The sequence below is a fragment of the Streptacidiphilus sp. BW17 genome (genome assembly GCF_041262485.1).
GTDB lineage: Bacteria > Actinomycetota > Actinomycetes > Streptomycetales > Streptomycetaceae > Streptacidiphilus.
In genome coordinates this window covers 108,187-130,514 of record NZ_JBGCCR010000012.1, presented here as the reverse complement: position 1 = coordinate 130,514, position 22,328 = coordinate 108,187, and the positions used below count along the sequence as shown (strand labels likewise).

Annotated in this window: 15 protein-coding genes and 1 pseudogene; 10 read left to right on the top strand and 6 right to left on the bottom strand. The window is 67.6% G+C overall.

Features of this window, described 5'->3' with window-relative positions:
• Window positions 1-69 precede the first annotated feature (69 nt).
• Window positions 70-1,839 (top strand): MFS transporter, encoded by a 1,770-nt coding sequence (locus tag ABH940_RS17410; protein ID WP_370105638.1) that lies wholly within the window; start codon window positions 70-72, stop codon window positions 1,837-1,839.
• Between the two features lie 54 nt (window positions 1,840-1,893).
• Here ABH940_RS17410 and ABH940_RS17405 read toward each other — a convergent pair whose 3' ends face one another.
• On the bottom strand, window positions 1,894-3,441 hold the full coding sequence (locus ABH940_RS17405; protein WP_370105637.1) for an alkaline phosphatase family protein: 1,548 nt from the start codon (window positions 3,439-3,441) through the stop codon (window positions 1,894-1,896).
• Between the two features lie 112 nt (window positions 3,442-3,553).
• Between ABH940_RS17405 and ABH940_RS17400 the strand changes: the two genes are divergently transcribed.
• Window positions 3,554-4,681, top strand: coding sequence for a tyrosine-type recombinase/integrase (locus ABH940_RS17400; protein WP_370105636.1), 1,128 nt, complete (start codon window positions 3,554-3,556; stop codon window positions 4,679-4,681).
• Window positions 4,682-4,920: 239 nt separating this feature from the next.
• Window positions 4,921-6,402 (top strand): IS21 family transposase, encoded by a 1,482-nt coding sequence (istA, locus tag ABH940_RS17395; RefSeq protein WP_370105679.1) that lies wholly within the window; start codon window positions 4,921-4,923, stop codon window positions 6,400-6,402.
• Window positions 6,403-6,408: 6 nt separating this feature from the next.
• On the opposite strand, the gene ABH940_RS17390 is transcribed toward istA, so the two are convergent.
• Entirely contained in the window at window positions 6,409-6,690 is a 282-nt protein-coding gene (locus ABH940_RS17390; RefSeq protein ID WP_370105678.1) for a hypothetical protein, read from the bottom strand.
• A gap of 59 nt (window positions 6,691-6,749) precedes the next feature.
• Between ABH940_RS17390 and istB the strand changes: the two genes are divergently transcribed.
• Window positions 6,750-7,523 carry an IS21-like element helper ATPase IstB gene (istB, locus tag ABH940_RS17385; RefSeq protein WP_370105635.1) on the top strand — a complete coding sequence of 258 codons (774 nt, stop codon included), beginning with the start codon at window positions 6,750-6,752 and terminating at the stop codon, window positions 7,521-7,523.
• Between the two features lie 110 nt (window positions 7,524-7,633).
• On the opposite strand, the gene ABH940_RS17380 is transcribed toward istB, so the two are convergent.
• Window positions 7,634-7,807: a helix-turn-helix domain-containing protein gene (locus ABH940_RS17380; RefSeq protein ID WP_370105677.1), complete on the bottom strand. Its 174-nt coding sequence runs from the start codon at window positions 7,805-7,807 to the stop codon at window positions 7,634-7,636.
• Window positions 7,808-8,481: 674 nt separating this feature from the next.
• On the opposite strand from ABH940_RS17380, the pseudogene ABH940_RS17375 reads away from it, so the two are divergent.
• A pseudogene (locus ABH940_RS17375) lies at window positions 8,482-8,712 on the top strand (IS110 family transposase); the annotation flags it as partial.
• Between the two features lie 300 nt (window positions 8,713-9,012).
• On the opposite strand, the gene ABH940_RS17370 reads toward ABH940_RS17375, so the two are convergent.
• The 3 genes from ABH940_RS17370 to ABH940_RS17360 are packed head-to-tail and all read right to left on the bottom strand — an operon-like array spanning window position 9,013 to window position 11,935.
• Window positions 9,013-10,215 carry an acetyl-CoA carboxylase biotin carboxylase subunit family protein gene (locus tag ABH940_RS17370; RefSeq protein WP_370105634.1) on the bottom strand — a complete coding sequence of 401 codons (1,203 nt, stop codon included), beginning with the start codon at window positions 10,213-10,215 and terminating at the stop codon, window positions 9,013-9,015.
• Window positions 10,212-10,646: a hypothetical protein gene (locus ABH940_RS17365; RefSeq protein ID WP_370105633.1), complete on the bottom strand. Its 435-nt coding sequence runs from the start codon at window positions 10,644-10,646 to the stop codon at window positions 10,212-10,214. The genes ABH940_RS17370 and ABH940_RS17365 overlap by 4 nt, the downstream gene beginning before the upstream one ends.
• A 47-nt stretch (window positions 10,647-10,693) precedes the next feature.
• On the bottom strand, window positions 10,694-11,935 hold the full coding sequence (locus tag ABH940_RS17360; protein WP_370105632.1) for a hypothetical protein: 1,242 nt from the start codon (window positions 11,933-11,935) through the stop codon (window positions 10,694-10,696).
• Between the two features lie 1,261 nt (window positions 11,936-13,196).
• Here ABH940_RS17360 and ABH940_RS17355 point away from each other — a divergent pair.
• The 5 genes from ABH940_RS17355 (at window position 13,197) to ABH940_RS17335 (ending at window position 22,325) form a co-directional block, all read left to right on the top strand.
• Window positions 13,197-14,036 carry a TauD/TfdA family dioxygenase gene (locus ABH940_RS17355; RefSeq protein WP_370105631.1) on the top strand — a complete coding sequence of 280 codons (840 nt, stop codon included), beginning with the start codon at window positions 13,197-13,199 and terminating at the stop codon, window positions 14,034-14,036.
• 168 nt (window positions 14,037-14,204) lie between these two features.
• Window positions 14,205-15,062 carry an isocitrate lyase/phosphoenolpyruvate mutase family protein gene (locus tag ABH940_RS17350; protein ID WP_370105630.1) on the top strand — a complete coding sequence of 286 codons (858 nt, stop codon included), beginning with the start codon at window positions 14,205-14,207 and terminating at the stop codon, window positions 15,060-15,062.
• Window positions 15,041-16,168, top strand: a complete 1,128-nt coding sequence (gene aepY / locus ABH940_RS17345) for a phosphonopyruvate decarboxylase (protein ID WP_370105629.1) — start codon at window positions 15,041-15,043, stop codon at window positions 16,166-16,168. Before ABH940_RS17350 ends, aepY begins: the two co-directional genes overlap by 22 nt.
• On the top strand, window positions 16,165-17,304 hold the full coding sequence (locus ABH940_RS17340; RefSeq protein ID WP_370105628.1) for a phosphonoacetaldehyde reductase: 1,140 nt from the start codon (window positions 16,165-16,167) through the stop codon (window positions 17,302-17,304). The genes aepY and ABH940_RS17340 overlap by 4 nt, the downstream gene beginning before the upstream one ends.
• Window positions 17,301-22,325, top strand: coding sequence for an amino acid adenylation domain-containing protein (locus ABH940_RS17335; protein ID WP_370105627.1), 5,025 nt, complete (start codon window positions 17,301-17,303; stop codon window positions 22,323-22,325). Before ABH940_RS17340 ends, ABH940_RS17335 begins: the two co-directional genes overlap by 4 nt.
• Window positions 22,326-22,328 lie beyond the last annotated feature (3 nt).

The following is a 22,328-nucleotide window of genomic DNA, read 5'->3' as shown; positions in this document are numbered from 1 at the left end:
GATGCCTGATGACAGTGGACCCTTCGAACTGAAATAGTTGCACAGGGCATCAATCGAAGGGACTCCTCCATGCACAGCTCACCCGCCGACTCTCCGCCGGGCGGATCTCCTGCCGCTCCTCCCGCTCCGTCGGAGGCGTCGGAGGCCGCCGACCACCCGCACGGACCCCGTTACAAGTGGGTCGCTCTGTCGAACACCACGCTCGGCATGCTGATGGTGATGATCAATCAGTCCATCGTGCTGATCGCCATGCCGAACATCTTCGACGGCATCCACCTGGACCCGCTCGACCCTCACAACACCAGCTACCTGCTGTGGATGATGATGGGCTTCATGGTGGTCACCGCCGTGCTGGTGGTGTCCTTCGGGCGGCTCGGGGACATGTTCGGCCGGGTCCGGATGTACAACCTCGGCTTCGGCGTCTTCACCGTGTGCTCCATTCTGCTCTCCCTCACCTGGGGCAGCGGGACGCAGGCGGCGCTGTGGCTGATCGGCTGGCGGGTGGCCCAGGGGGTCGGCGGGGCGCTGATCTTCGCCAACTCGACCGCCATCATCACCGACGCGTTCCCGGCCCGGCAGCGCGGGACCGCGCTGGGCATCAACGTGATCGCGGGTATATCCGGCGCGTTCATCGGGCTCATGCTCGGCGGCGTCCTCGGCCCGGTCGGCTGGCGCTGGGTGTTCCTGGTGTCGGTGCCGGTCGGCGTCTTCGGCTCGGTCTGGGCCTACCTCAAGCTCAAGGACACCGGTCACCGGCAGCCCGCGGCGATCGACTGGTGGGGCAACCTCACCTTCGCGGCCGGTCTGATCACCGTGCTGGTCGGCATCACCTACGGCATCCAGCCCTACCACGGCGCGACCACCGGCTGGGGCAACCCGTGGGTGCTCAGCGCCATGGGCGTCGGGGTCGCGCTCCTGATCGTCTTCTGCGTGATCGAGGCGCGGGTCGCCGAGCCGCTCTTCGACCTCTCGCTGTTCCGGCTGCGGACCTTCGCCGCAGGCAACCTCGCCAGCCTGCTCACCGCGCTCGGGCGCGGCGGGCTGCAGTTCATCCTGGTGATCTGGCTCCAGGGGATCTGGCTGCCGCTGCACGGCTACAGCTTCGAGCAGACGCCGCTGTGGGCGGGCATCTACATGATCCCGCTGACCGTCGGGCTGCTGGTGGCCGCGCCGATCTCCGGTCTGCTGTCGGACCGCTTCGGCTCGCGGTTCTTCACGATCACGGGCGCGCTGCTGAACGCGGCCAGCTTCGGCCTGCTGATGATGCTTCCGGTCGACTTCCCCTACTGGGCCTTCGCGTCGATCCTCGCGCTGAACGGCCTCGGCGCGGGCCTGTTCGCCTCCCCCAACCGGGCCGAGATCATGAACTCGGTGCCCGCCCGTCAGCGCGGTGTCGGCGCAGGCATGACCGCGACCTTCCAGAACGCGGCGATGGTGCTGTCGATCGGCCTGTTCTTCAGCCTGATCGTCCTCGGTCTGGCCCAGAGCCTGCCCGGTGCGCTCGACCACGGCCTGGTCGCCCAGGACGTGCCCCCGGCCGTCGCCGCCAAGGTCGCCCAACTCCCGCCGCTGGCCGTGCTCTTCGCCGCGTTCCTCGGCTACAACCCGATCCGCCAGCTGCTCGGCCCCCAGGTGCTCCAGCACCTGCCCGCCGCCAGGGCGAACTACCTGACCGGCCGCAACTTCTTCCCGCACCTGGTCACCGGCCCGTTCCAGGACGGCCTGGCGGTCGCCTTCTGGTTCGCCCTCGCCGCCTGCCTGGTCGCGGCCGTCGCCTCGGCGTTCACCTCCCGCCCGGACCAACCGGGCGCAGCGCCGCACCTGGTCGCCAAGGGGTGAAACGCGTGAGCAGCGCGGCACCCGCAGGGCCGCGCTGCTCTCAACCTGAGCTGTTCAGCTCGCGACCAGCGAGAGGTCGTCGCAGCTGGACGTCGCCGGGCCGGTCGGCACGTAGCAGAAGACGGTGGCGCTGGTGTTGCTCGCGCCGGTGGTGAAGGTGTCGGACTCCTCGGTCCAGGACGTGGCCGTGCTGTGCGCCTGGACCTGCTTGCCGCCGTAGTTCTTCACGCCGAGGCTGGTGCTCGCACCGCCGGTGCGGACCCAGCCCGAGTACACGTAGGTGGTGTTCGGCGAGAGTCCGCTCACCGTGTACTCCATCGTGGCGTAACCGCCGGACGGCGCGGTCAACTGCAGGTCGTGCGTGGGGCTGTGCGCGTTGGCGTCGGTGACGACGCTCGCGTCGTGCACGGCCCAGCCCGGCAGGTTGCCGGACTCGAAGTCACCGCCGGTGATCAGGTTGGTGACACCGGAGCCGACCGTCCAGGTGAAGCCGGTGCTGCCCGACGCGCCCGTCCCGTCCGTCGCCGTGACGGTGACCGAGTCGGAGCCCGCCGTGGTCGGCGTGCCGCTGATCTGCCCGGTGCCGGAGTCGATCGACAAACCGGCGGGCAGGCCGGAGGCGCTGTAGCTGAGGGTCTGTCCGCTCGCCGAGTCGGACGCCTGGATCTGCAGTGGACTGATCGCCGTGTTCGGGGTCGAGCTCTGCCTGCCCGGATCGGTGACGGTCACGGTGTTGCCGGTGCTCGCGCCGCCGCCGGTGAACACCTCGTTGTACGGGGTGGCCCACTTGTCGTTGTCGGTCATCGACGGCAGGCCGAGCGCGCCCTCGATCACCCGCGCGGTGCTGTAGTGGTCGTAGCGGTTCGGGTCCTGGTAGCCCGCCTTGACCGTGCCCTGCGAGCCGATGGCGATCGTGGCCACCTGGTTCGACTGGCCCGGACCGAAGCCGCCGGGCGCGTTGTTGCCGTCCTCGTCCCAGGTCAGGATCAGCAGCGACTTCTGCGTGGTCCACGCGGGGGAGTTGAAGAGGTCCGGCAGCGTCTGGCTCAGCCAGGTGTCACCGGCCGCGATCCCGCAGCCTTCCATGTCGTTGCACGAGTCCGCGTCCGCCCAGACGAACGCGGGGGTCGTCGACGCCGACTTCAGGTCAGTGTTCAGCAGCTGCGGCAGCGGCTGCCAGTGCGCCTGGCAGTACGCGTTGTCGCTCTGCATCTTCGGGTCGTAGTAGAACGGGACGTCGTCCGACTCGTAGTTGCCGCTGTTGGCGGTCTCGCAGTTGCTGGTCTGGCTCTGGACGTACTGCTTCCAGCTCTTGCCGGCCGCGTCCAGGTTGTCGTTCAGTCCCGGGTTCGTCGCCGCGCAGGCCGGGTTGGTGATGCAGTCGGCGCCCGGGGTGCTGTGGTTGCTGCGCCCGTAGGAGTTGCCGAACGCGATGGCCTCGTAGTTCGGGTCGGAGCTGTGGGTGTTGCCGTGGTAGTTCGTCAGCAGCGACCCCATCGGCAGCAGCGTGTTGTTGATGTACGGGGCCGAGGAGTTGCCGATGATCCCCGCGCCGCCGTCGGCGGTGTTCGAGGCAGCCGAGTAGTTGTTGTTATCACGCAACTGGCGTTTCCGCCAAGGTCAGGGACGTGCAACACCATTCGTGGTCAGCAAGTCGTCAGCAACGGGTGCGAGAGGCCGAACCACGATGACAAGCAAAACCCTGGCCCGAGGCATGGGCAGCTTCTTCAAGGACTGCGAGCACCCCAGCGCTCGCTGGTCGAAGTGCCCTCACTCCTACAAGATCCGCTACCGGAACGCGCGGGGCAAGCAGACGGAGGAGTCCGGCTTCGCCACGCAGGAAAAAGCGATCGAGCGGCTGACAGAGGTCTACGCGGCCAGGAAAGCCGCACCGCAGAACCAAAGCAGGGCCGAACGCATCCGAAAGTACGGTTCGATGCGCTTCGAGGAATACGTCGCCGAGTGGAGGGCTGGCCGACGCGACCTGGCCCCATCCTCCCTGCGCCGCGTGGACTCCCTGATGGAGCATCACCTGCTGCCAGCCCTTGGCAGCCGCCGCATGAACACCTTCGACTTCAAGGTCGTCGAGGACTTCATTCGGACGATGGAGCGCAACGGCGTCGGACTGGCGACGCAGTCCCAGGCCTACATCAGGTTGCAGAGCATTCTGCTGGAGGCTCATCGCCTCGGTATCTTCGCAAGCCACCCGCTCAATGGCGTCACACCGCCACAATACGACGCCGCACGGGCGGTGATCCCGTCGCCAGAGCAGCTTCGGGTGATCCGGACCATGGGAGACGATGCGTTCCTGCTCATCGCAGACCTGATGAGCGGCTGCGGCCTACGGAATGGCGAGGCGGCCGCAGCCAACATCAACAACATCGTGGCCGACGACGTCTATCGCATCACGGAGCAAGTCAACGCCACGACCAAGAAGTACGGCCCCCTCAAGCATCGGAAGGTGGGCGAGTACCGAGACGTGCCTCTGCCGGCACGGGTACGGGAGAGCATCGAGCGGCACGCTGCGAAGCATGGAACCACCGACGGGTACCTCTTTCGCCACCCCGACGACCCGGAGCGGCCCTACCCCGCACACGGCCTCGCGAACCAGTGGAGGAGGCTGAAGGTAGCTCAGGAGGTGGAGATACCTGAGGGGATGGTTCTCTACGGCCTGCGTCACTTCTTCGCCTCGAACTGCCTTGCCCACGGCATCCCGATCACCGATGTGGCGGAGTGGATGGGGCACCGCAGCGTCGACATCACCTTCAGGGTCTACCGGCACCTGATGCCGGGGTCGATCGGCCGTGCCGCCAAGATGCTCAACACTGGTCTGGCCGCTTAGCCCTGGGGGCTCTCGGCCTCGCCGGGAGCCCCCAGTCAACGCGACGGCGGACGTGCGAAGCTCCCGGTGGGCGGCCAGTTGAGTCGAGGCTGATGGCCAGCGGAATTCCTGGTGGGTGGCCTGCGTGGTGTTCCTGATCGCCCTCTTGTTCGAGCGGCCCGTCCGGTCCGGTTTGCTGATGTTTGCGGACATTGGCGAACCGACCGGAGAGGCCTGTGACGAAGTCTGACACGGAGATCATGGAAATCCTTGAGGCGTACGACCTCACCCGGACCTTCTGGTCGGCGGCCGAGTTGGCCCGCTGCGACCCGAAGACCGTGCAGCGGTATGTCGAGGCCCGCGCCAGCGGGACCAACCCGTTCGAGCGGGCCCCGCGGCCCAAGTTGATCGACCCGTTCCTGGAGAAGATCGAGGAGTGGGTCGACGCGTCGAAGGCGAAGATCCGCGCGGACATCGCCCACGACAAGCTCGTCGCGATGGGTTTCACCGGCAGCCCGCGCTCGACTCGGCGGGCGGTGAACGCGGCGAAGACGGCCTGGCGGGCGGGCAAGCGCCGCACCTACCGGCCCTGGATCCCCGAGCCGGGTATGTGGCTGCAGTTCGACTGGGGCGAGGGCCCGAGGATCAACGGGCGGCGGACCTGGCTGTTCTGCGCGTGGCTGGCCTGGTCGAGGTTCCGGGTGGTGATCCCGGTCTGGGACTGCACGGTCGGCACGCTGGTGTCCTGCCTGGAGACCACGCTGCGGCGGATCGGCGGGGCCCCGATCTACGTGCTGACCGACAACGCGAAGACCGTGACGCTGTCGCACGTCGCGGGGATCGCGGTCCGTCATCCGCAGGTCGTTGCCGCGGGCCGGCACTACGGCTGCCAGGTCGAGACCTGCGTCCCCTACGACCCGGAGTCCAAGGGCGGGGCTGAGGCCACCGTCCGGATCGCCAAGGCTGATCTGGTCCCCACCGAGGCCAACCTGCGGCCCGACTATGCGACCTTCACGGACCTGGCCGAGGCCTGCCGGCAGTGGTGCGAGCAGGTCAACACCCGCCGCCACCGGGCCACAGGGCAGGTCCCGGTCGATCGCCTCCACGTCGAACGACGGCTGCTGCACCGGCTCCCGGACGCCCCGTTCGCGCTCGCGCTCGGCGAGGAACGGCTGGTCGGCGACGACCAGACGATCAGCTTCGCGTCGGTGCGCTACTCGACTCCGCCCGGCCACGTCGCCACGAAGGTCTGGGTCCGTGTCGTCGGCGAGGAACTGGTGGTGACCGCCCGTCAGGACACCGACCTGGTCGAACTCGTCCGCCACCAGGTCTCCACCCCGGGGGCTCCCCGGATCTTGGACGAGCACTACCCACACCATCCCGGCGGCCGAAGCATCCACAAGCCCCGCCCGAAGCCGAGGACCGAAGCCGAGGTCGCGTTCCTCGCGATCGGCCCGGGCGCCGAGCGCTGGCTGCTGGAGGCCGGACCTGCAGGCGCCGTCCGGATCCGCGCGAAGATGGCCCGCGCGGTCGAACTCGCGACCGTGGTCGGCACCGACCTGGTCGACCGGGCCCTGGGACTGGCCGCGGTCAACGGGCGCTTCAACGACGACGACCTGCCCGCGATCGTCGACCACCTGGACGCGAACGCCGCGGTCGGCGTCACCGTCCGCGCGGACGAGGCCCACTCCGTCCAGCCCGGCACCGGCGGCTGGCAGGCCCTGGAGCAATCTTCGGGCTGACGGCGGTCAGTCGCCGATGAACCACAAGAAGCGGTGCGGCTTTTGCAGCACAGCCCGGCCCAGAGCACGGACCTCGTCGACCCACTGCCCCTGGCACTGGTCCGGCAGCTGGTCCAACTCGCGCAGCAGCACCGGAATCTGGCGCTGGTTGAACACCGCGTCGCCATACGGATCCAGGCCGCCCAGCAACGGGAACCGGGCCCGGTCCAGCTCGCTCACGGTCCCGAGCCACCGCAGGCCGCACGCCGCTCTGGCGACGACATTGCCGTTCTCTTCCCTCACCACCATGTCGATCACGCGCAGACGCTATCCGGCCGACGCGACCCACGAACAGGAAGTTTTCCCCGATGACGTTTCCCCAGGCACCGGCCCTGCCAGAGGAGTTGGACCGGCTGATCCGCCGGATGCGGCTGCCCTACCTGCGCAAAGCCGCCCCCGACGTCCTGGCCACCGCTCGGGCCCAGCGCTGGGACCCCGCCGAGGTCCTGCGCGTCCTGATCCACGAGGAAGTCACCGGCCGCGACGCGGCCACCCGCCGGCTCCGCCGGTCCTCGGCGAACTTCCCCACCGGCAAGACCCTGGCTTCCTGGCGGCCGGAGGACTCCACCATTCCTGAGGCCACCCAGAACGCGCTGGCGACCCTGGAATGGGTCAGCCGGGCGGAGAACCTCGTCATCGCGGGCCCGTCTGGGACCGGGAAGTCGCACTTCACCGAAGGTCTCGCGCACGCGGCCATCGAGAAGGACCTCCGCGTCGCCTGGTTCACCCTCGAATCCCTGACCACGACGATCGGCAAGGCCAAGGTCGACGGGTCGGTCGCCCGGACCGTCGCGAAGATCTGCCGATGCGATCTGATCGTGGTCGACGACATCGGCATGCTGCCCGCCGGCGACGATGCGGCTGAAGCCTTCTACCGGATCGTCGATGCCGCCTACGAGCGCCGCTCGATCGCAGTGACCAGCAACATTCACCCCTCAGGCTTCGACACGATCATGCCGAAGACCCTCGCCACCGCGACCGTCGACCGGCTCCTGCACCACGCTCACCTGGTGCTGACCAAGGGCGACTCCCACCGCCTCGCCGAAGCTCTCGCCGGGAAGGGCGTCGTCGCCCTCGCCTGACCACCCACCCGGAACAACACGGCCATCAGCATGGAATTCTGCTGGCCACCAGCCCAGACACCCTCCGGCCGCCCAGCCGGGCAACTACATGACCGTTGACACAACGGACATCAGCCCGCGAGCCGTCGCTGCTTGATCCAGTGGTCGACCTCAGAAATCTTGAACTGAATCTTGGAATTCTGACCGCCTCCGAACTTATACGGCACAAGCCCCATACGGGGGGCCTCCCGGTACACCCACTGCACCGACACGTTCAGGTACTCCGCAGTCTCCCGAGCATCCATGAATTGACGTCGCATTCTTTCCTCCCACAACCGATCGATCCACGAACAGCAAGCTCGTGCATCCAGAAGGCTTCAGGTGTGGGGCGCTTTGGCGAAGCCGGGCTCTTGTGCTAAATGACCGATGTCGATTGTGTGAGCTCGCGCTGGGTCTCGACGTCGACGAAGACGACAGGTTCGGCTTCCTCGCTGCGCTTGGCGCACCCCCGGCCAGCCCTCCGGCTGTGGCTCCGTGGCGTAGCACAGCGGGCGCCAGCCGCTCGCGAGTAGCAGCGCTACTGTCCGGCCTACGGCGGATCAGGTACGGCAACTCTTCATGCTGATGGATCATTAGGAGGGCTTCAGCGAGGATCTTGGACCTGCGTTGCCTGCGCCCCAAGTGCTGACACAGCCAGCACCCAAGGAAATCAGCGACCGTCGCAGCGATCCCGGTGATCAACGTTACTTCGGCAGTGACGTTCGTTCCGGCGTCTCCCCCTGGCGGAGTCATGGAGGCTCTTCCAACCTGGTTGGGTGGTCGTCCCCGTTGGGGTGACGGAACGACGAAGCTCCTGGTAAATGGGTTGTCTACCAAGAGCAACCTTCTCCACCAGGAGCTTCGCGTGCTTGTTTACCCGTCTGGGCTGGATCTGTCCGCTTCCGCGCTGCGGCTGCTGCAACGGGAGTTGGCCGCTCGGCGGCGCTACCACCGGCGGCTCCTGCGGGTCTTCTACCTCTCCGCCCAGGTCGCCGCCCGCTGCTGCCCCACCTCACAGGCCTTCTACCAGCGCAAACGCGCCGAGGGAAAGACACACAAGCAAGCCGTCCTCGCCCTCGCGAGGCGCCGACTCGACGTCCTGTGGGCACTCATACGCGACCAGCGCACCTTCACCACCGAGCCACCCCAGCCCCACCACGCAGTGGCATAGCCAGCTCACCACACGTCACATCGGGGCTTGACAAACCAGATTGGGAATCAGTATCTCCATGTCCTTCTCCCGCTCACTCACCGGCAACAGGCGCAACAGAGCAAGGGCATGCGTGGCAAGGTAGACCAGGCGCAGTACCACGAGAGATCATCCTGCCGCCCTCCCCTGCCGCCAAAGAGCTACCGGACAATCACCCGGAGCCAGCGATCACGACCTTGACCTGGCCAGATGAATTATCGGCACCCGAAGGTACCCCACTCAAGGGAACGCCCGACCCCCTTCATCCCCAAAGGTGAAGAGTTATCGGGAAGCCTTGTAGACGGACCGGATCTCTTCGAGGTTCGCAAGATAGTGTGCCTGGGTCGGAGCAGTCACGATGTACTTGTCGACATAGTCGGTGCCGTGGCGCGGCTTTCCGTTTCCATCGCCTGACCATTCGTTGCGCTTGTGCTCGACAATGCCCAGGTCGGCGAACCGATCCGCGGAAATTCCCAAGGGAGGCGCTCCGTCAAGATAGAAACCGACTCGCCCCCATACTGCGGCGGACGCGGCGGCCGACTCCTCGATGTCGACGTCGAGTCCTGCTTCGATCCGGATTGCGGTTTCGATGAGATGGATTCCATGGGCGTACTGATTCATCTTTTCGATGCCTCCGCCACCCGGGCGTGCTGCAATTTCGCAGAAGACCAGTTCGTCCTCTATGGTCTGGAATACCTCAAGATGGGTGACGCCGTCCCGGATTCCCAGCGCTGTAGTGACCTGGGCGTTGAGCCGGCAGATGCGTTCGTGGAGCGTTCCTTCCGGCAGGAGGTAGCTGCCTGCCATACCGCCGGGCCGGTAATCGCCGGGACGTGCGGTGTACTCGCCGACGGAGACGAAGGCGATGCGTCCGTCCAGGATGACGGCGTCGCAGTGGAACATGGCGCCATCGATGAACTCTTCGATCTCGTACTGGCCCGGGGCGGGGTCGAGGCTGCGCCACACGGCCCGGGCCTCTTCCGGTGAGGTGACGAAGTGGATCTGTGCGGCGCCGGCACCGTACCGATCCTTGAGCACCATGGTGCCGGAGTGCCAGGGCACTTTGTCCAGATCATCTTCCTTGTCAAGAACACAGTAGGCGGGAACGCGAACCCCTGCGGTGCCAACGGCGTCCTTCATTGCGATCTTGTCGCGGAAGAGCAGCGCCGGCTCGTACTGCATGCCCTTCAGGCCGTACTTGGTGCGGAGTCCGGCGCCGAGCAAGAGCATTTTCTCGTGGAGCGCGACAACGCGTTCCACGCCGTGCTGCTCGATGATCCATTCGCTGAGCCGGGTGATCTCATCAAGATCGAAGATGTCGCACACGGTTGTGCGCGGAAACAACCGGGCGTCGAAGCCTGTCACACCGCCGAGCCAGTTCGTCAGGAGGTGGATGTCCGACTCGTCGGTCGGCACGATGCAACGACCCGAGTCAAACATCCACGAGTACTCATGCTTGTTGATGAAGAGGGTGGTCTGCTTCACGACTCCTCCTGCCCGCATATCGAGTTGACACCCACTCGCGAGAGATCGACGCCTGAGGCGGCTTTAACCTCGGCTATGAGCAAGGCACTGGGAAGATGGCATGCACAGCCGGGGACCGGACTTCCCGAACCGGTACTGCCGCGGTCCGTGCAGGCCAGGCTGAGTGCCGCTGTCGCAGCGGCGGAGGGGACCACCGCGTCACGAGACGCGGCGATCACCCTGAGCGGCGCGAGCGGCCTGAGGACCTGCATGACGAACCTATCGAACGAGCTGTCGGTGTAATCGATGGAATAGACCGACGAGCGCGTGCCGGCATAGAGGTTCACGCGTGCGCCAGGACGGATGACGTGAACCGGTGCGGATCCCTCCGCCGCTTGTGCGTTCAAGGCCTGGGCGGTGGCTTCGTCAGCACCTATGTACACAGTCTTCACGGAATCTCCTTCCTGGAGATGCTCGGGGACCCGGGGATGTCGACCGGTCAAGGACTTTGAAGCCCATCTCGGAGGAAGGAGAGCTTCGAGTAGAGCGAGCGTTCTGCGGCGATGTCACGCCGCGCCAGGTGCCGCTCGACTCCGGCCGTGAGCTCCTCCAGATCCGCGTCAATCGTTGAGCTGGCCATGCCGTGGTGCACGCGGGTCTGCAGGTACTCGAGTTCGACCTGGCGCAGCCTGCGGGGCTGATCCTCCAGCGTGGTGACTTCGTCGATCTCGATACCGAAGTAGTGTCCGGTGATGCACGACTCGACGTTGAGGTCGAAGCGGGTGCGGACGAACCCGGCAAGCGGCCGGACCTGGAGCTTCGGATACTCGGCCTGCAGGAACTCGGCGAACTTCCGGTCCGGGATCTCGAGACCCTTGCGGAACGACTCTTCACGGCGGATCGCATCTGCGGCGAAGCGCTTGTGCTTGAGTTGGTACGTTCCGTCGGGCTGCTCCTGGAACCCGAAGTGGCCCTGCTCCCCGTCGGGACCGCTGATCTCGAAGTTGTGCTGCACGAAGTGCCAGCGCGTCAGTTCATAACCAGGGTCGGTCATGTAACCCGGGAAGTCACCGCGGTCGATGGCAGTCCACAACTCGCCGGCCAGGCCCCAGATGGGCACCGGCGCCAGCAGGTTGATCTTCTGCTCGATCTCCGTGCCGGCCTCGAACGTCGTGTAGCCGTGGGCCTGGATGCGTATGTGGTCCCGGAGTTCGGGAAGTGCGGCGAGCGCGTCCGTGACCAGGTCGACCAGTGGTGTGTCGCCGTCATGGGCGATCCGCGAGACTCGGATGAACACCGTTCCGACACTTCGGACACGCGAGCACACGAGAACGTCCGTAGAGGCCGTGTCGCCCGCGTTCGTGGTGCGCAGCAGGAGCAGGGGGCTGAGCGCGTCCAGATCCTCCGGACCGACCGATGCCGCGAGGCGGTCTTCGAGCAGCGCGCGGAGCCCCAGCCCCAGACTCCCGCCGCGCCACGACTCGACCCGGAACGGACTGGCGAGACTCTGGATGCCGCGCGTGACGCGATCGATGACGTGAACGCGCTGGGAGTTGCTCTGATCGGGGCGGACGAACTCGACCGCGCGCGGCGTGTCAGCCTCCTCGGATTCCAGTTCGACCACTACGAGCGGGGCGGCCGGACGCGGAGTCAGGGAGTACTGGAGCGCAGCATCACCCAAAACCAGACTCCGGGTGACGGTGGAACGCCTCGGGCGGTCATCCGTGAGCGGGTCGTGCATCGTCCCCTCCTCGATTCAGCAGCAGACGCTCGGTCGGCGCAGCTGCGCGTCAACAGCACGCGCTTGGTGAGCGCTGCCGTGCTTCCCCTGTCAAGGGGCGTCATACGGATGCGGCGTATCAGCGTGGCGAACACGGGTGCCCGGAAGTGGGCACCGCGGCCAGGAGATTTGTGGGCTGATGCCACGACGAGCGTTGATCTTTGCCGGACCCGACTGAGGCTGTCAAACGTCCCGGGACCCTGCCGGGGTATTCCGAGTCCGCCGGGAGGCCCGGCCTCGACACGCCTGCCAACCGGCCGTTTTGGCAGGCAGAAGGCGTGATCGGCGTGCTGTTCGCGAGCCTGGTCGACGTGCCGCCAACAGACTAATAGGACATCAAATTACCTTCGCTTGGCCCTACATTCTGTACGAAGCGGTGGGATATACCGCGCTCGGCGCATGAAGTCGCCTGTATGTCGCCAGTCGCAGCAAAACACCCATAGCTCCACTCATGGCGTGTCGAAGGTCACAACCTTTGGATCACGCTTGACGATCACACGTCGGTCTCGGTTAGCCTCGCCGAGCGTTCATGGCTTGTTCGGAGCCGGTTCACGAACGATGAGCTTCAATCGGGGGGGCTGATCATATGGGGCAAATCTGCCTACTTAAGGTGTTTTCGTCGGTCTGTGGGCGGGCTCGACCGCATCCACCGGCTCGCTGGACCAAGCGAAGTCATCACACACCCGTCTGAGCTGTCGGCGGCGTCATCGCGGGTGACGGCGTCGGGAGTTTGCGGAAAGCATGTGACGGTCCGCCAGCGACCAGCTGTTGCAGCATGGTGGACCGTCGGCACCTCCGCGCCGTAGTCCGAGTGAGCACGTAACCAGGTGCGGAACTGACGTGGGTTCACACATTCGCTCGGCCTCAACTCTGCGCGCACTCAGTCCGCAGTCACCGATCTCGCCCGGCTCGAGCAGAGGGCCGCGCATCGCCACCGTACTCGGCCGCCATTAGGCCGCGTGCCGCCCTGGTCTCTGCGGCTGACCTGCGCCGGGCGTCGAGGGACTCTGTGGCCGGCATGCGCCGCATCCACGGCGTTCGACGCGGTCGGCTGCACCGAAGCACCCAACACGGCAAACCTGCCCCACGGGTGGTCGGTGTCGTCCGTCCTCGCATGTTCAGCCGAGCTGAGGGACATGAGGCTCGGCACCGGCACACCTCGGCCTGCCCACACGTCGGGGCACCGCCAGAGACGAACAGCACGACTTCTTGAAAGGCAATGATGACCACAGCTGCCCGACCGGGTATCGCACGCCTTGCGATCCCCGAGGAACTTGCCCGCCGTGACCCGGACCTGACCGCCCTTGCCGCGCTGTTGCGCCCGCTGGCCGAAACCCACCTCGACTCAGGTTCGGGGTACTTCATCCTCTCCGGTCTCGACCGTCTGGATCCCGCGGAGTTCACCGCGTTCACCCTCGCCGCCGCAGGCGCGCTCGGCAGGCTCGTCCCACAGGACAGCAAGGGCACGCTCCTGCGCGAGGTGCGCGACCGGGGCGTCAAGCTCGGCGAAGGCGCGACGGGGCGGTACTCCGACTCGCGGCAGGGCGGCAACTTGCATACCGACTCCCCGCACCGGCCCGGCACCGTGCCCGACTACTTCGCCCTCGGATGTGTCTACCAGGCGGCTGTCGGGGGAGAGCTCCTGCTCGTCCCGCTCGCGGACGTGCTGGAACGACTTGCCGAGCGCGCCGACGTCCTTGAAGCCCTGCACACGCCCGTGTACTTCGACACCCGCGACGACGCGCCCGGCGCGCCGCGCACCGTGCTGCGTCCCGTGCTGGAGGAGCGCGAGGACGGCACGCACGTTCACTACCTGCGTGAGTACATCGAGATCGGGCACCGTCAGCCGGGCACAACGCCGTTGACGCAAGTTCAGCTCCGGGCCTTCGACGCGCTGGACGACATCCTCGACGACCCGGGAGTTTGGCGCCGGGAGCGGTTGAGCGCCGGTGAAATCGTCTTCATCGACAACCGGTGGACCCTGCACGGCAGGACCGAGTTCGTCGACCACGCTGGCGCCGAACAGCGCTTGATGATCAGAGTCTGGATCTCAGCCGACTGACTCTGCCCAGGTTCGCACCACTAAATCACCTGCACCTCCACGGAGACCCGCAGTTGTTCGGGCCATTCCGTACATCCTGCATGCGCTCGTTCCACCACCGATGGAGCGAGCCCTTCCGGCGCTCAGCGCATACCACGCCTTCACGCCCGATCTGAGGAGACACTGATCATGCCTACAGGCACCCCCTCGTTCCGAACCGTCATCAACCGAGGCGAGTTGGTCCGTGCTGCCGGTGCGCACGACGCCCTCGGCGCCACTCTGGCCGAGCAAGCCGGGTTCCAGGCAGTGTGGTCCTCGAGCTTCGAGATCTCCGCCTCCCGCTGCCTGCCGGACGCCAGCGTGTTGACCATGACGGAGTACCTCGCCGCCGCTGCGAACATGCAGCGCGCTATTTCGATCCCCGTCGTCGCGGATGTCGATACCGGCTACGGCAACAACCTCAACGTCGCGCATATGGTGCGCGAGTACGAGGCCGCCGGAATCACCGCGGTGGCGATGGAGGACAAGCTCTACCCCAAGGTCAACAGCTTTGCGGCCACCTCCCACGCACTCCTGCCCGTCGACGAGTTCGTTCGCAAGATCCACACTGCCAAGAACGCACAGGCCGACGACGAGTTCTACCTGATCGCGCGCAGCGAGGCGCTGATCAACGGTGAGAGCGTCGAAGAGGCGCTCAAGCGCTGCAACGCATACGCGGACGCCGGTGCCGACGCGATCCTCATCCACTCCAAGTCGAAGTCCGAGAACGAGATCACCGAGTTTCTCGGACAGTGGGACGGCCGCATGCCCGTCGTCGTGGTCCCCACCACGTACCCGCACTGGTCGGCACACGAGGCCCGCAAGCATGGCGTCTCCGTCGTCATCTACGCCAACCAGGGTCTGCGGGCCACCATCGAGGCGGTGCGCAGCACGTTCAAGACCATCTACGCGGAGGGCACCTCGCTTTCGGTCGAGGACTCGATCGCGCCGGTCTCCGAAGTCTTCTCACTGCAGAAGCTCGACGAGTGGCTGGGGCTCGAGGCGTGATCTCCAACACCGAATTCTGCGACGCGCTGGAACGGCGCGGAATCCGTTTCGTCGCTGGTGTCCCGTGCTCCTTCTTCACCGGACCGATCGAGCTGCTGACGCGTCGAGGCCACTACCTGGCCGCCGCCAACGAAGGGGCCGCGCTGGCAGCCGCGGCTGGGGCCAGCGTGGCCGGGCACCGGGCAGCGGTCATCGCGCAGAACTCCGGGCTCGGCAACCTGATCAACCCGCTGACCTCGCTCGTCCAGACCTACGACATTCCAGTGCTGGTCTTCATGAGCCTGCGCGGCTGGCCGGACCCCTCGCAGGACGAGCCCCAGCACCGCGTCATGGGTACGTCGACGCACGCGATCCTCGATGCCGTCGGCGTCCCGCACATTACAGTCGCCGCCGACGCGGAGAGCATCGACCCGGCCCTCGACGAAGCGGACGTGCACCTGGCCGCCGGCCGCAGCGTGTTCATCCTCGTCCAAAAGGGCGCGGTGGAGAAGTGCGGCGGGGCTCCGGAGGGCACGGACGACCGACCCTCCAGGACCGGGTCGCTGCGCGCAGTCGAGCACCTGCTCACCCAGGCCGCAGTGGTCTCCACGACTGGATACACCTCCCGTGAACTGTTCGGGGTCACGGGTTCGAAGGATCACTTCTACATGCAGGGCTCGATGGGTCACGCTGCGGCGTTCGGGCTCGGCGTGGCGCTCACTGAGCGGGACACGCCCGTGGTCGTGCTCGACGGCGACGGGGCGGCGATCATGCATTTGGGCACGCTCTCGAGCGTCGGAGCCACGCTGCCCGCCAACCTGGTGCACATCGTCTTCGACAACGGATCGTACGAGTCGACCGGCGGCCAGGCCACGACGGCTGGCACCACGGACTTCACCGCGGTCGCCCGCGCCGCCGGATACGCGCACACGCAGACGTGCCGATCGACCGACGAACTGGTGGTCGCCCTGGACCATGCGCTGACGCATCCGGGCCCGCACTTCTTGACCGTGCCGGTGAGCCGGGGCGGAGCCTCGGAATTCTCCCGAGCGACCGCAGCGATGACCACCGATCAGATCCGTGGCGGCTTCGCCACCCGGATCCGCCGCTGCGGTGGCCCGTCATGACCGGGACGACCCACGACCGCCTCGTCTTCGGCAGCGGGAGTGTCGCACTGCTCGAACAGACGGTCAGGGCCGCACCAGACGCCCGCGTTCTGCTCGTCGCGAGCCCCCGGGCACTCGAGCGGGCCGGCCTCGGCCACTGGTCTGCCAACCCTGCCGTGCGGGTGTTCTCCGAGTTCCGGCCCAATCCCGATCTCGACGACGTGCTCCGCGGCTGCGCCGTGCGGGACACGTGGCTGCCGACGACGATCGTGGGGCTGGGGGGAGGCAGCGCCATGGATGTCGCCAAGCTCGTCCGGTGCCTGCCGACCGAGCGCACCGCCGCGCTCGACGAGCTCCGCGCGCCGACCGAGGACCTCACCAGCAACGTCGAGCAACTCGTCCTCGTTCCGACCACAGCTGGCACCGGCAGCGAGGTCACCCGTTTTGCGACGGTGTTCGACGGAAACCGCAAGCTCTCATTCGACCACGAGCTGGCGGCCGCGACCAGCGCCGTGGTGGACCCCGGCCTTGCGACGACCTGTCCGCAGGACGTGACGTCGAGCTGCGCCATGGACGCGCTGTGCCACGCGGTGGAGTCGTTGTGGGCGCGCCGATCCACCGGGGCGTCGCGCGCCGCAGCGCGGCTCGCGTTGCGCACGCTCGTCCCGCTGCTCAAGACGGGTCTGCTCGATCCGTCGCTGCGAGTGCGGGAGGAACTCGCGTCAGCGGCGCTCGAGGCCGGACGGGCCATCAACGTCTCCCGGACCACCGCCGCGCATGCCTTCGCGTACCACCTCACTCGCCGTTTCGGTGTCCCCCACGGGGTGGCGTGCTTGCTCAACCTTCAGTGGCTCTACGCCTACAACCGCGACAACGTCGCCGGTCGTTGTATCGACGAACGCGGGACGGACCACGTCGAGGAGCAGCTCGGCCATGTGGCCGAGGTGTTCGACCTCTCCCCGGACGAGATCCCCGAGGGCCTCGGCAAACTCCTGGTCGTTCTCGGCTGGTCCGCCCAACTGCGCGACTACGGACTGACCCGGCAGGATCTCCCGGGCTGTGTGGAGGCGGGGATCGGCGCCACCGCGCGCGCGGACAACAATCCAGTGGGCCTGCACGCGCCGACCGTTCTCGACGCGCTGGGCGGCATCCTGTGACCAGCCCTGCACAGCTGGCTGCCGTGCCGCGCACGGCCCCGTTCGGCACGTGGCCGTCCCCAGTGTCTGCGGACGAGGTCGCGAACGCCGACAGCGCACCGAACTGGCCGGGCTTCGTCGGCGGGGAGGCCTGGTGGACGGAGCGGCTGCCCCGCGAGAACGGCCGCACGACACTGATGCGTCGTGCCGCCGACGACGGGGCCGCCGCCAGTGTGCTGCCCCCACCGTGGAGTGTGCGCAGCAGGGCGTTGGAGTACGGCGGCCGCGCTTGGGCCGCCGTGACCGGTGGGAACGGGCCACTAGTGGTGTTCGTGAACGCCTCCGATCAACGGCTCTACCGGTTCGAGCCGGAGTCCGGCGAGGCTCCGTCGGCGCTCACCGCCGTGTCCACCGACGGCGACGAGTACGCGTACGCGGACCTCGTCCTGTGCGCCGATGTCGCGGAGAGGAGTCGTTCCGCCGCACAGGTCGTCTGGTGCATGCGCGAGCACACACGCCCTGGTGTTCCCACCAAGCGCTCGATCGCGGCCGTTCCGCTGGACGGGTCCGCGGTCGCGGACCCCGCCCGGGTTCGCAGTGTGGCTGAGGGCACCGACTTCGTCACGGGTCCACGTCTGTCCGCCGACGGTCGGCACATGGCGTGGATCGGTTGGGACCACCCGGCGATGCCGTGGGACCGCAGTGGGGTCTACATTGCCCGGGTGGAGCCCGACGGGACCCTCTGTGGTGTCCGCGCGGTAGCCGGACCGGCCGAGCGGTCCATCGCCCAGGTGCAGTGGACCGACGACGGGTCCTTGTACGTGGTCAGCGACGAGTCGGGCTGGTGGAACATCCACCGGGTCGATTTGGAGGACGGCCAGTGCCATCCCGTGTGCCCACGGGAGGAGGAGTTCGGCGGACCGCTGAGCAAACTCGGGCTCACCTGGTGCAAATCGCTGCCGGGCGGGCGACTGGCGGTGATCCACGGCACCGACCGCACCCGACTGTCCGTGCTCGACACCGCGAGCGGCGAACTCAGCACCATCGCGTCGCCGCACACGGACTGGGCTCCGCTGCTCGACTCCGACGGCGAGCGCGTGCTCGCCGTCGCGGCCTCACCTACCGCCGACTACGCCGCGGTTCTCGTTGACGTGGCGACGGGCCGTTGGCAACAGGTCTCTACGGACCGGGTGCGCGTCGATCCGGAGTTCCTGCCCGAGCCCCGCTCCCGGACCTTCGCTTCGGAAGGCGGAGAGCCGGTGCACGCGGTCCAGTTCCCGCCGCGTAACCCGGACTACACCGGCCCTCCCGGGCAGCTGCCTCCCTACGTCGTCCTCGCCCACAGCGGACCCACGGCCCGCGTTCCGGCGGTCTACGACCTCGAGATCGCGTACTTCACCAGCCGTGGGATCGGCGTGGTCGCGGTGAACTACCGTGGCTCGACAGGATTCGGTAGGTGGTACCGCGAGCGGCTCCGCGGCGCGTGGGGCGTGGCCGACGTGGCCGACTGCGCCACCGTGGCCCGGGCCCTCGTAGAGGAGGGCTCGGCGGACGGCTCACGTCTGGCGATCCGTGGCAAGAGCGCGGGTGGCTGGACCGCCGCGTCCTCGATCACCGATTCGTCGGTCTACCGGTGCGCGGCCCTCTACTACCCGCTGCTCGATCCCGTGCTCTGGCGCGAATCGCAGACCGACGGATTCGAAGCCCACTACCCCGACGCCCTGATCGGCCCCTGGCCGGAGTCACGCCGGATCTACGAGGCCCGTTCTCCGGCCGAGCGCGCGCAGGGGGGCACCGCCGCGGAGTTCGTGCTGTTCCAGGGCGAGAACGATCCCATCTGCCCGCCGGGCCAGGCCGAGAGGTTCATTGCGGCCGCACCCCCCGGGGCAGTACGGGCCCACCGGGTCTTCGCCGACGAGCGGCACGGGCTCAAGCGTGCGGAATCGATAGCCGAGAGCATGGAGACGGAACTCGCGATGTACGTCGCCGCATTCTCCGCCGAGACGGAGTTCGTGGATGAGATGGTGCGGGCCGCTGCCCACCGCGCGCCGGACCGCACCGCCGTTGAGGACGCCGAAGGGGCCTGGACATATCAGGAGCTGATGGAGCGTGCGGACGCCATCGCCTCCGAGCTGGCGGACGCGGGGGTCGGTCCCGGAGAGCGGGTCGGAATCCTGCTGGGCCGCACCCGGTTCCTGACCGCCGCGTTGCTGGCGATCCTGCAACTCGGGTCCGCCTACGTGCCACTCGACCCCGAATATCCGGCCGAGCGCCTTCGCTTCATGACCCACGACGCGGGGCTCCGCGCGATCCTGATAGACGGCGACGGTCAGGGCGCGATGCCGCCGGCCGGCACGCATACCGTCGTCTGCGTCCGCAAGGCAGCGACGGCAACCGTGACCGCGGGCCGACTCCGGTCGCGTCGGTCGCCCGAGGACGCTGCTTGCCTGATCTACACGTCGGGCTCGACCGGCACACCGAAGGGCGCTGTCCTGGCCCATCGCGGCATCTGCAACATCCTGCGCCACAGCCGGAGCTACTTCGGCTTCACACCGGCTGACGCAGTACTGGCCCTGGCCTCGTTCTCCTTCGACTTCGCCCAGTTGGAGCTGCTGCTCCCGCTGAGCTGCGGTGGTCGAGTACGCATCGCGGAGCGTGCCGTCGCCCTCGACGCCGACCTGCTCGAACCCGAACTCACCTACAGCGGAGCCACGTTTCTCATGGGGACGCCGTCGATGTTCGGCGCCTTGGCGGCGCTCGGCTGGCGACCGACCTCGAACCTCAAGATCGTTTCCGGTGGGGAGGCGCTCACGCCGTCCATCGCCGGGTCGCTGCGTCCGGCGGGCGCGGTCTGGAACATATACGGCCCCACCGAGACGTCGATCTACTCCTTGTCCGAACCGGTTACCGGCCCTGAGATCACCATCGGCCGGCCGGTGTCCGGCACGGTCGTGGAACTCCTCGTCGGCGCGCGGCGGTGCGCAGAAGGAGAGGTGGGAGAACTCCATATTGGCGGCGCGGGACTCGCGACGGGATACCACGCCAGGCCTGACCTGACCGCCCAGCGGTTCGTCCAGGACCCCTTCCGACCAGGGCAGCGGCTCTACCGCACCGGCGACCTTGCCCGTCGGCGGGCGGATGGCCGATACGTCTACGAGGGCCGGATCGACGACCAGGTGAAGATCCGCGGCCACCGGGTGGAACCGGGCGAGATAGAGGAGCAGCTCCGGCGGCACCCGGACGTGCGGTCCGCGGCCGTGGTGGTCGAGCGCACCCGGCACGCGGCACGCCTGAACGCCATCGTGACTCTGGAACCACCCGCAGCAACCACGACGGACGAGCTCGCCGCCTACCTGGCCGAGCGACTGCCGCCCTACGCACGTCCGTCCCGGGTGGTGATCGTGGAGGAGATCCCGCTGAGCCCCAACGGGAAGACCGACCGACTCGCGCTCAGCCGACTGTCCGCCAGGCCTGCGGTAGGACCCAGCTTCGCCGCTGTGTGGCGCGCGGTGCTCGGCGTCGCGGAAGCCGCGCCCGACGACGACTTCTTCGACCGGGGCGGTGACAGCCTCGCCGCGATGGACCTGGTAGCCCGCGCCCGGGAGAGTGGTCTGCGGCTGCGGACGCGTGACGTCTATACCGCCCGGACCTTCGCCGCTATCGCCGCCGCCGCCCAGGCCGTCGAGCCGTCGGAGCCCGCTGATCCGGACCCGGGACGGCCCGACGCCCCTCTGTCGCCGGCCCAGCAGCGCTTCCTCGAGTGGGACTACGCGGACCGCGACCACTACAACGTCAGCCTGCTCTTCGAGTCGGACCGACCGCTGGACCGCGCCCGACTCGCAGCAGCGCTCGCGCACGTCTCCGGGCGACACCCGGCACTGCGTCTGCGCCTGCCGGGCCAGGCTCTGCGGAAGCACAGCACTGCGGCGGCGCCGGAGGTTCCGCTCAGCTGGCACGAGCTGGGCGATCTCGGGGAGGAGGAACAGCGCGAGACTCAGGCGGGCATCGCCGAGAGCCTCCAACGTTCCCTCAGCCTGAGTGACGGGCCGGTTTGGGCGGCCGCACGCTTCGGTTACGGTGGGCGGCACCCGGAGCAGGTGCTCGTGGTCCTACACCACATGGTCGCCGACGGCGTCTCGCTCAAGGTGATCGCCAGGGAGGTCGCCGCGTACTACGCGGCGCCCTCGGACGGGTTTCTGGAGACCACCGCGGCCCCGCCTCCCTGGCAGGCCCATACCGCCTCGCTCCAAGCAGTGGTCAACGGTCCGCTCTCCGACATGTTCAGGCGCTTCTGGACCGACCGGCCCTGGGCACACACGGGAGGTCTGCCGGCCGCGCGTCCGGACGGGAGCATGCATGTCGCGCACGTCTCCTCCTTCGAGACCACCGTTGAATTCGGCGAGGCGGTGGACACGGTGGTGACTGAAGAACTGCTGATCGCCGCCCTGGGCACGGCGGTCGCCGCAGCCTGCGGAACGCCTGCGGCCGCCGTCGCTGTGTGCCGACACGGACGCGAGGATCTCGCTGGCGCGGAAGGCTTCGCCGGGACCGTCGGCTGGCTGAACAGCATCGCGCCGTATGTCGTCGACGTCGCGGGCACCGCCTCGACCGAGTCGACGCACGATCGACTCCTTGGCCAGATCCGGCGGACTCGGCAGCTCGAATCGACGTGGGGCGCGCTGCTATACCTCCACACGGACCCGGCCGTGCGCCGACAGACAGCTGCACTCGGCTCCCCTGAGGTGTACCTGAACTACCTGGGCAGTCGCATGCGGGACCTGTCGACGACGCCGCCGCTGCGCGTCATGTCCGGTGAGATCGGCACGGAGATGACCCCCGACCGCACCCAGCCTTACCGCATCAAGGTGCACGCCGAGACGGTGGACTACCGGCTGAGCCTGAAGTGGAGTTTCAGCGCCGACGTCGATACGGAGGAGTCCGTCCGCGAGATCGCCGCTGCCTGCGCCGACGAGTTGACGCGGCTTCACGCTGCCACGCGGCTCGCCGGTCCGGCGCCGTCCAACCTGACCCCAGAGAACTGACAA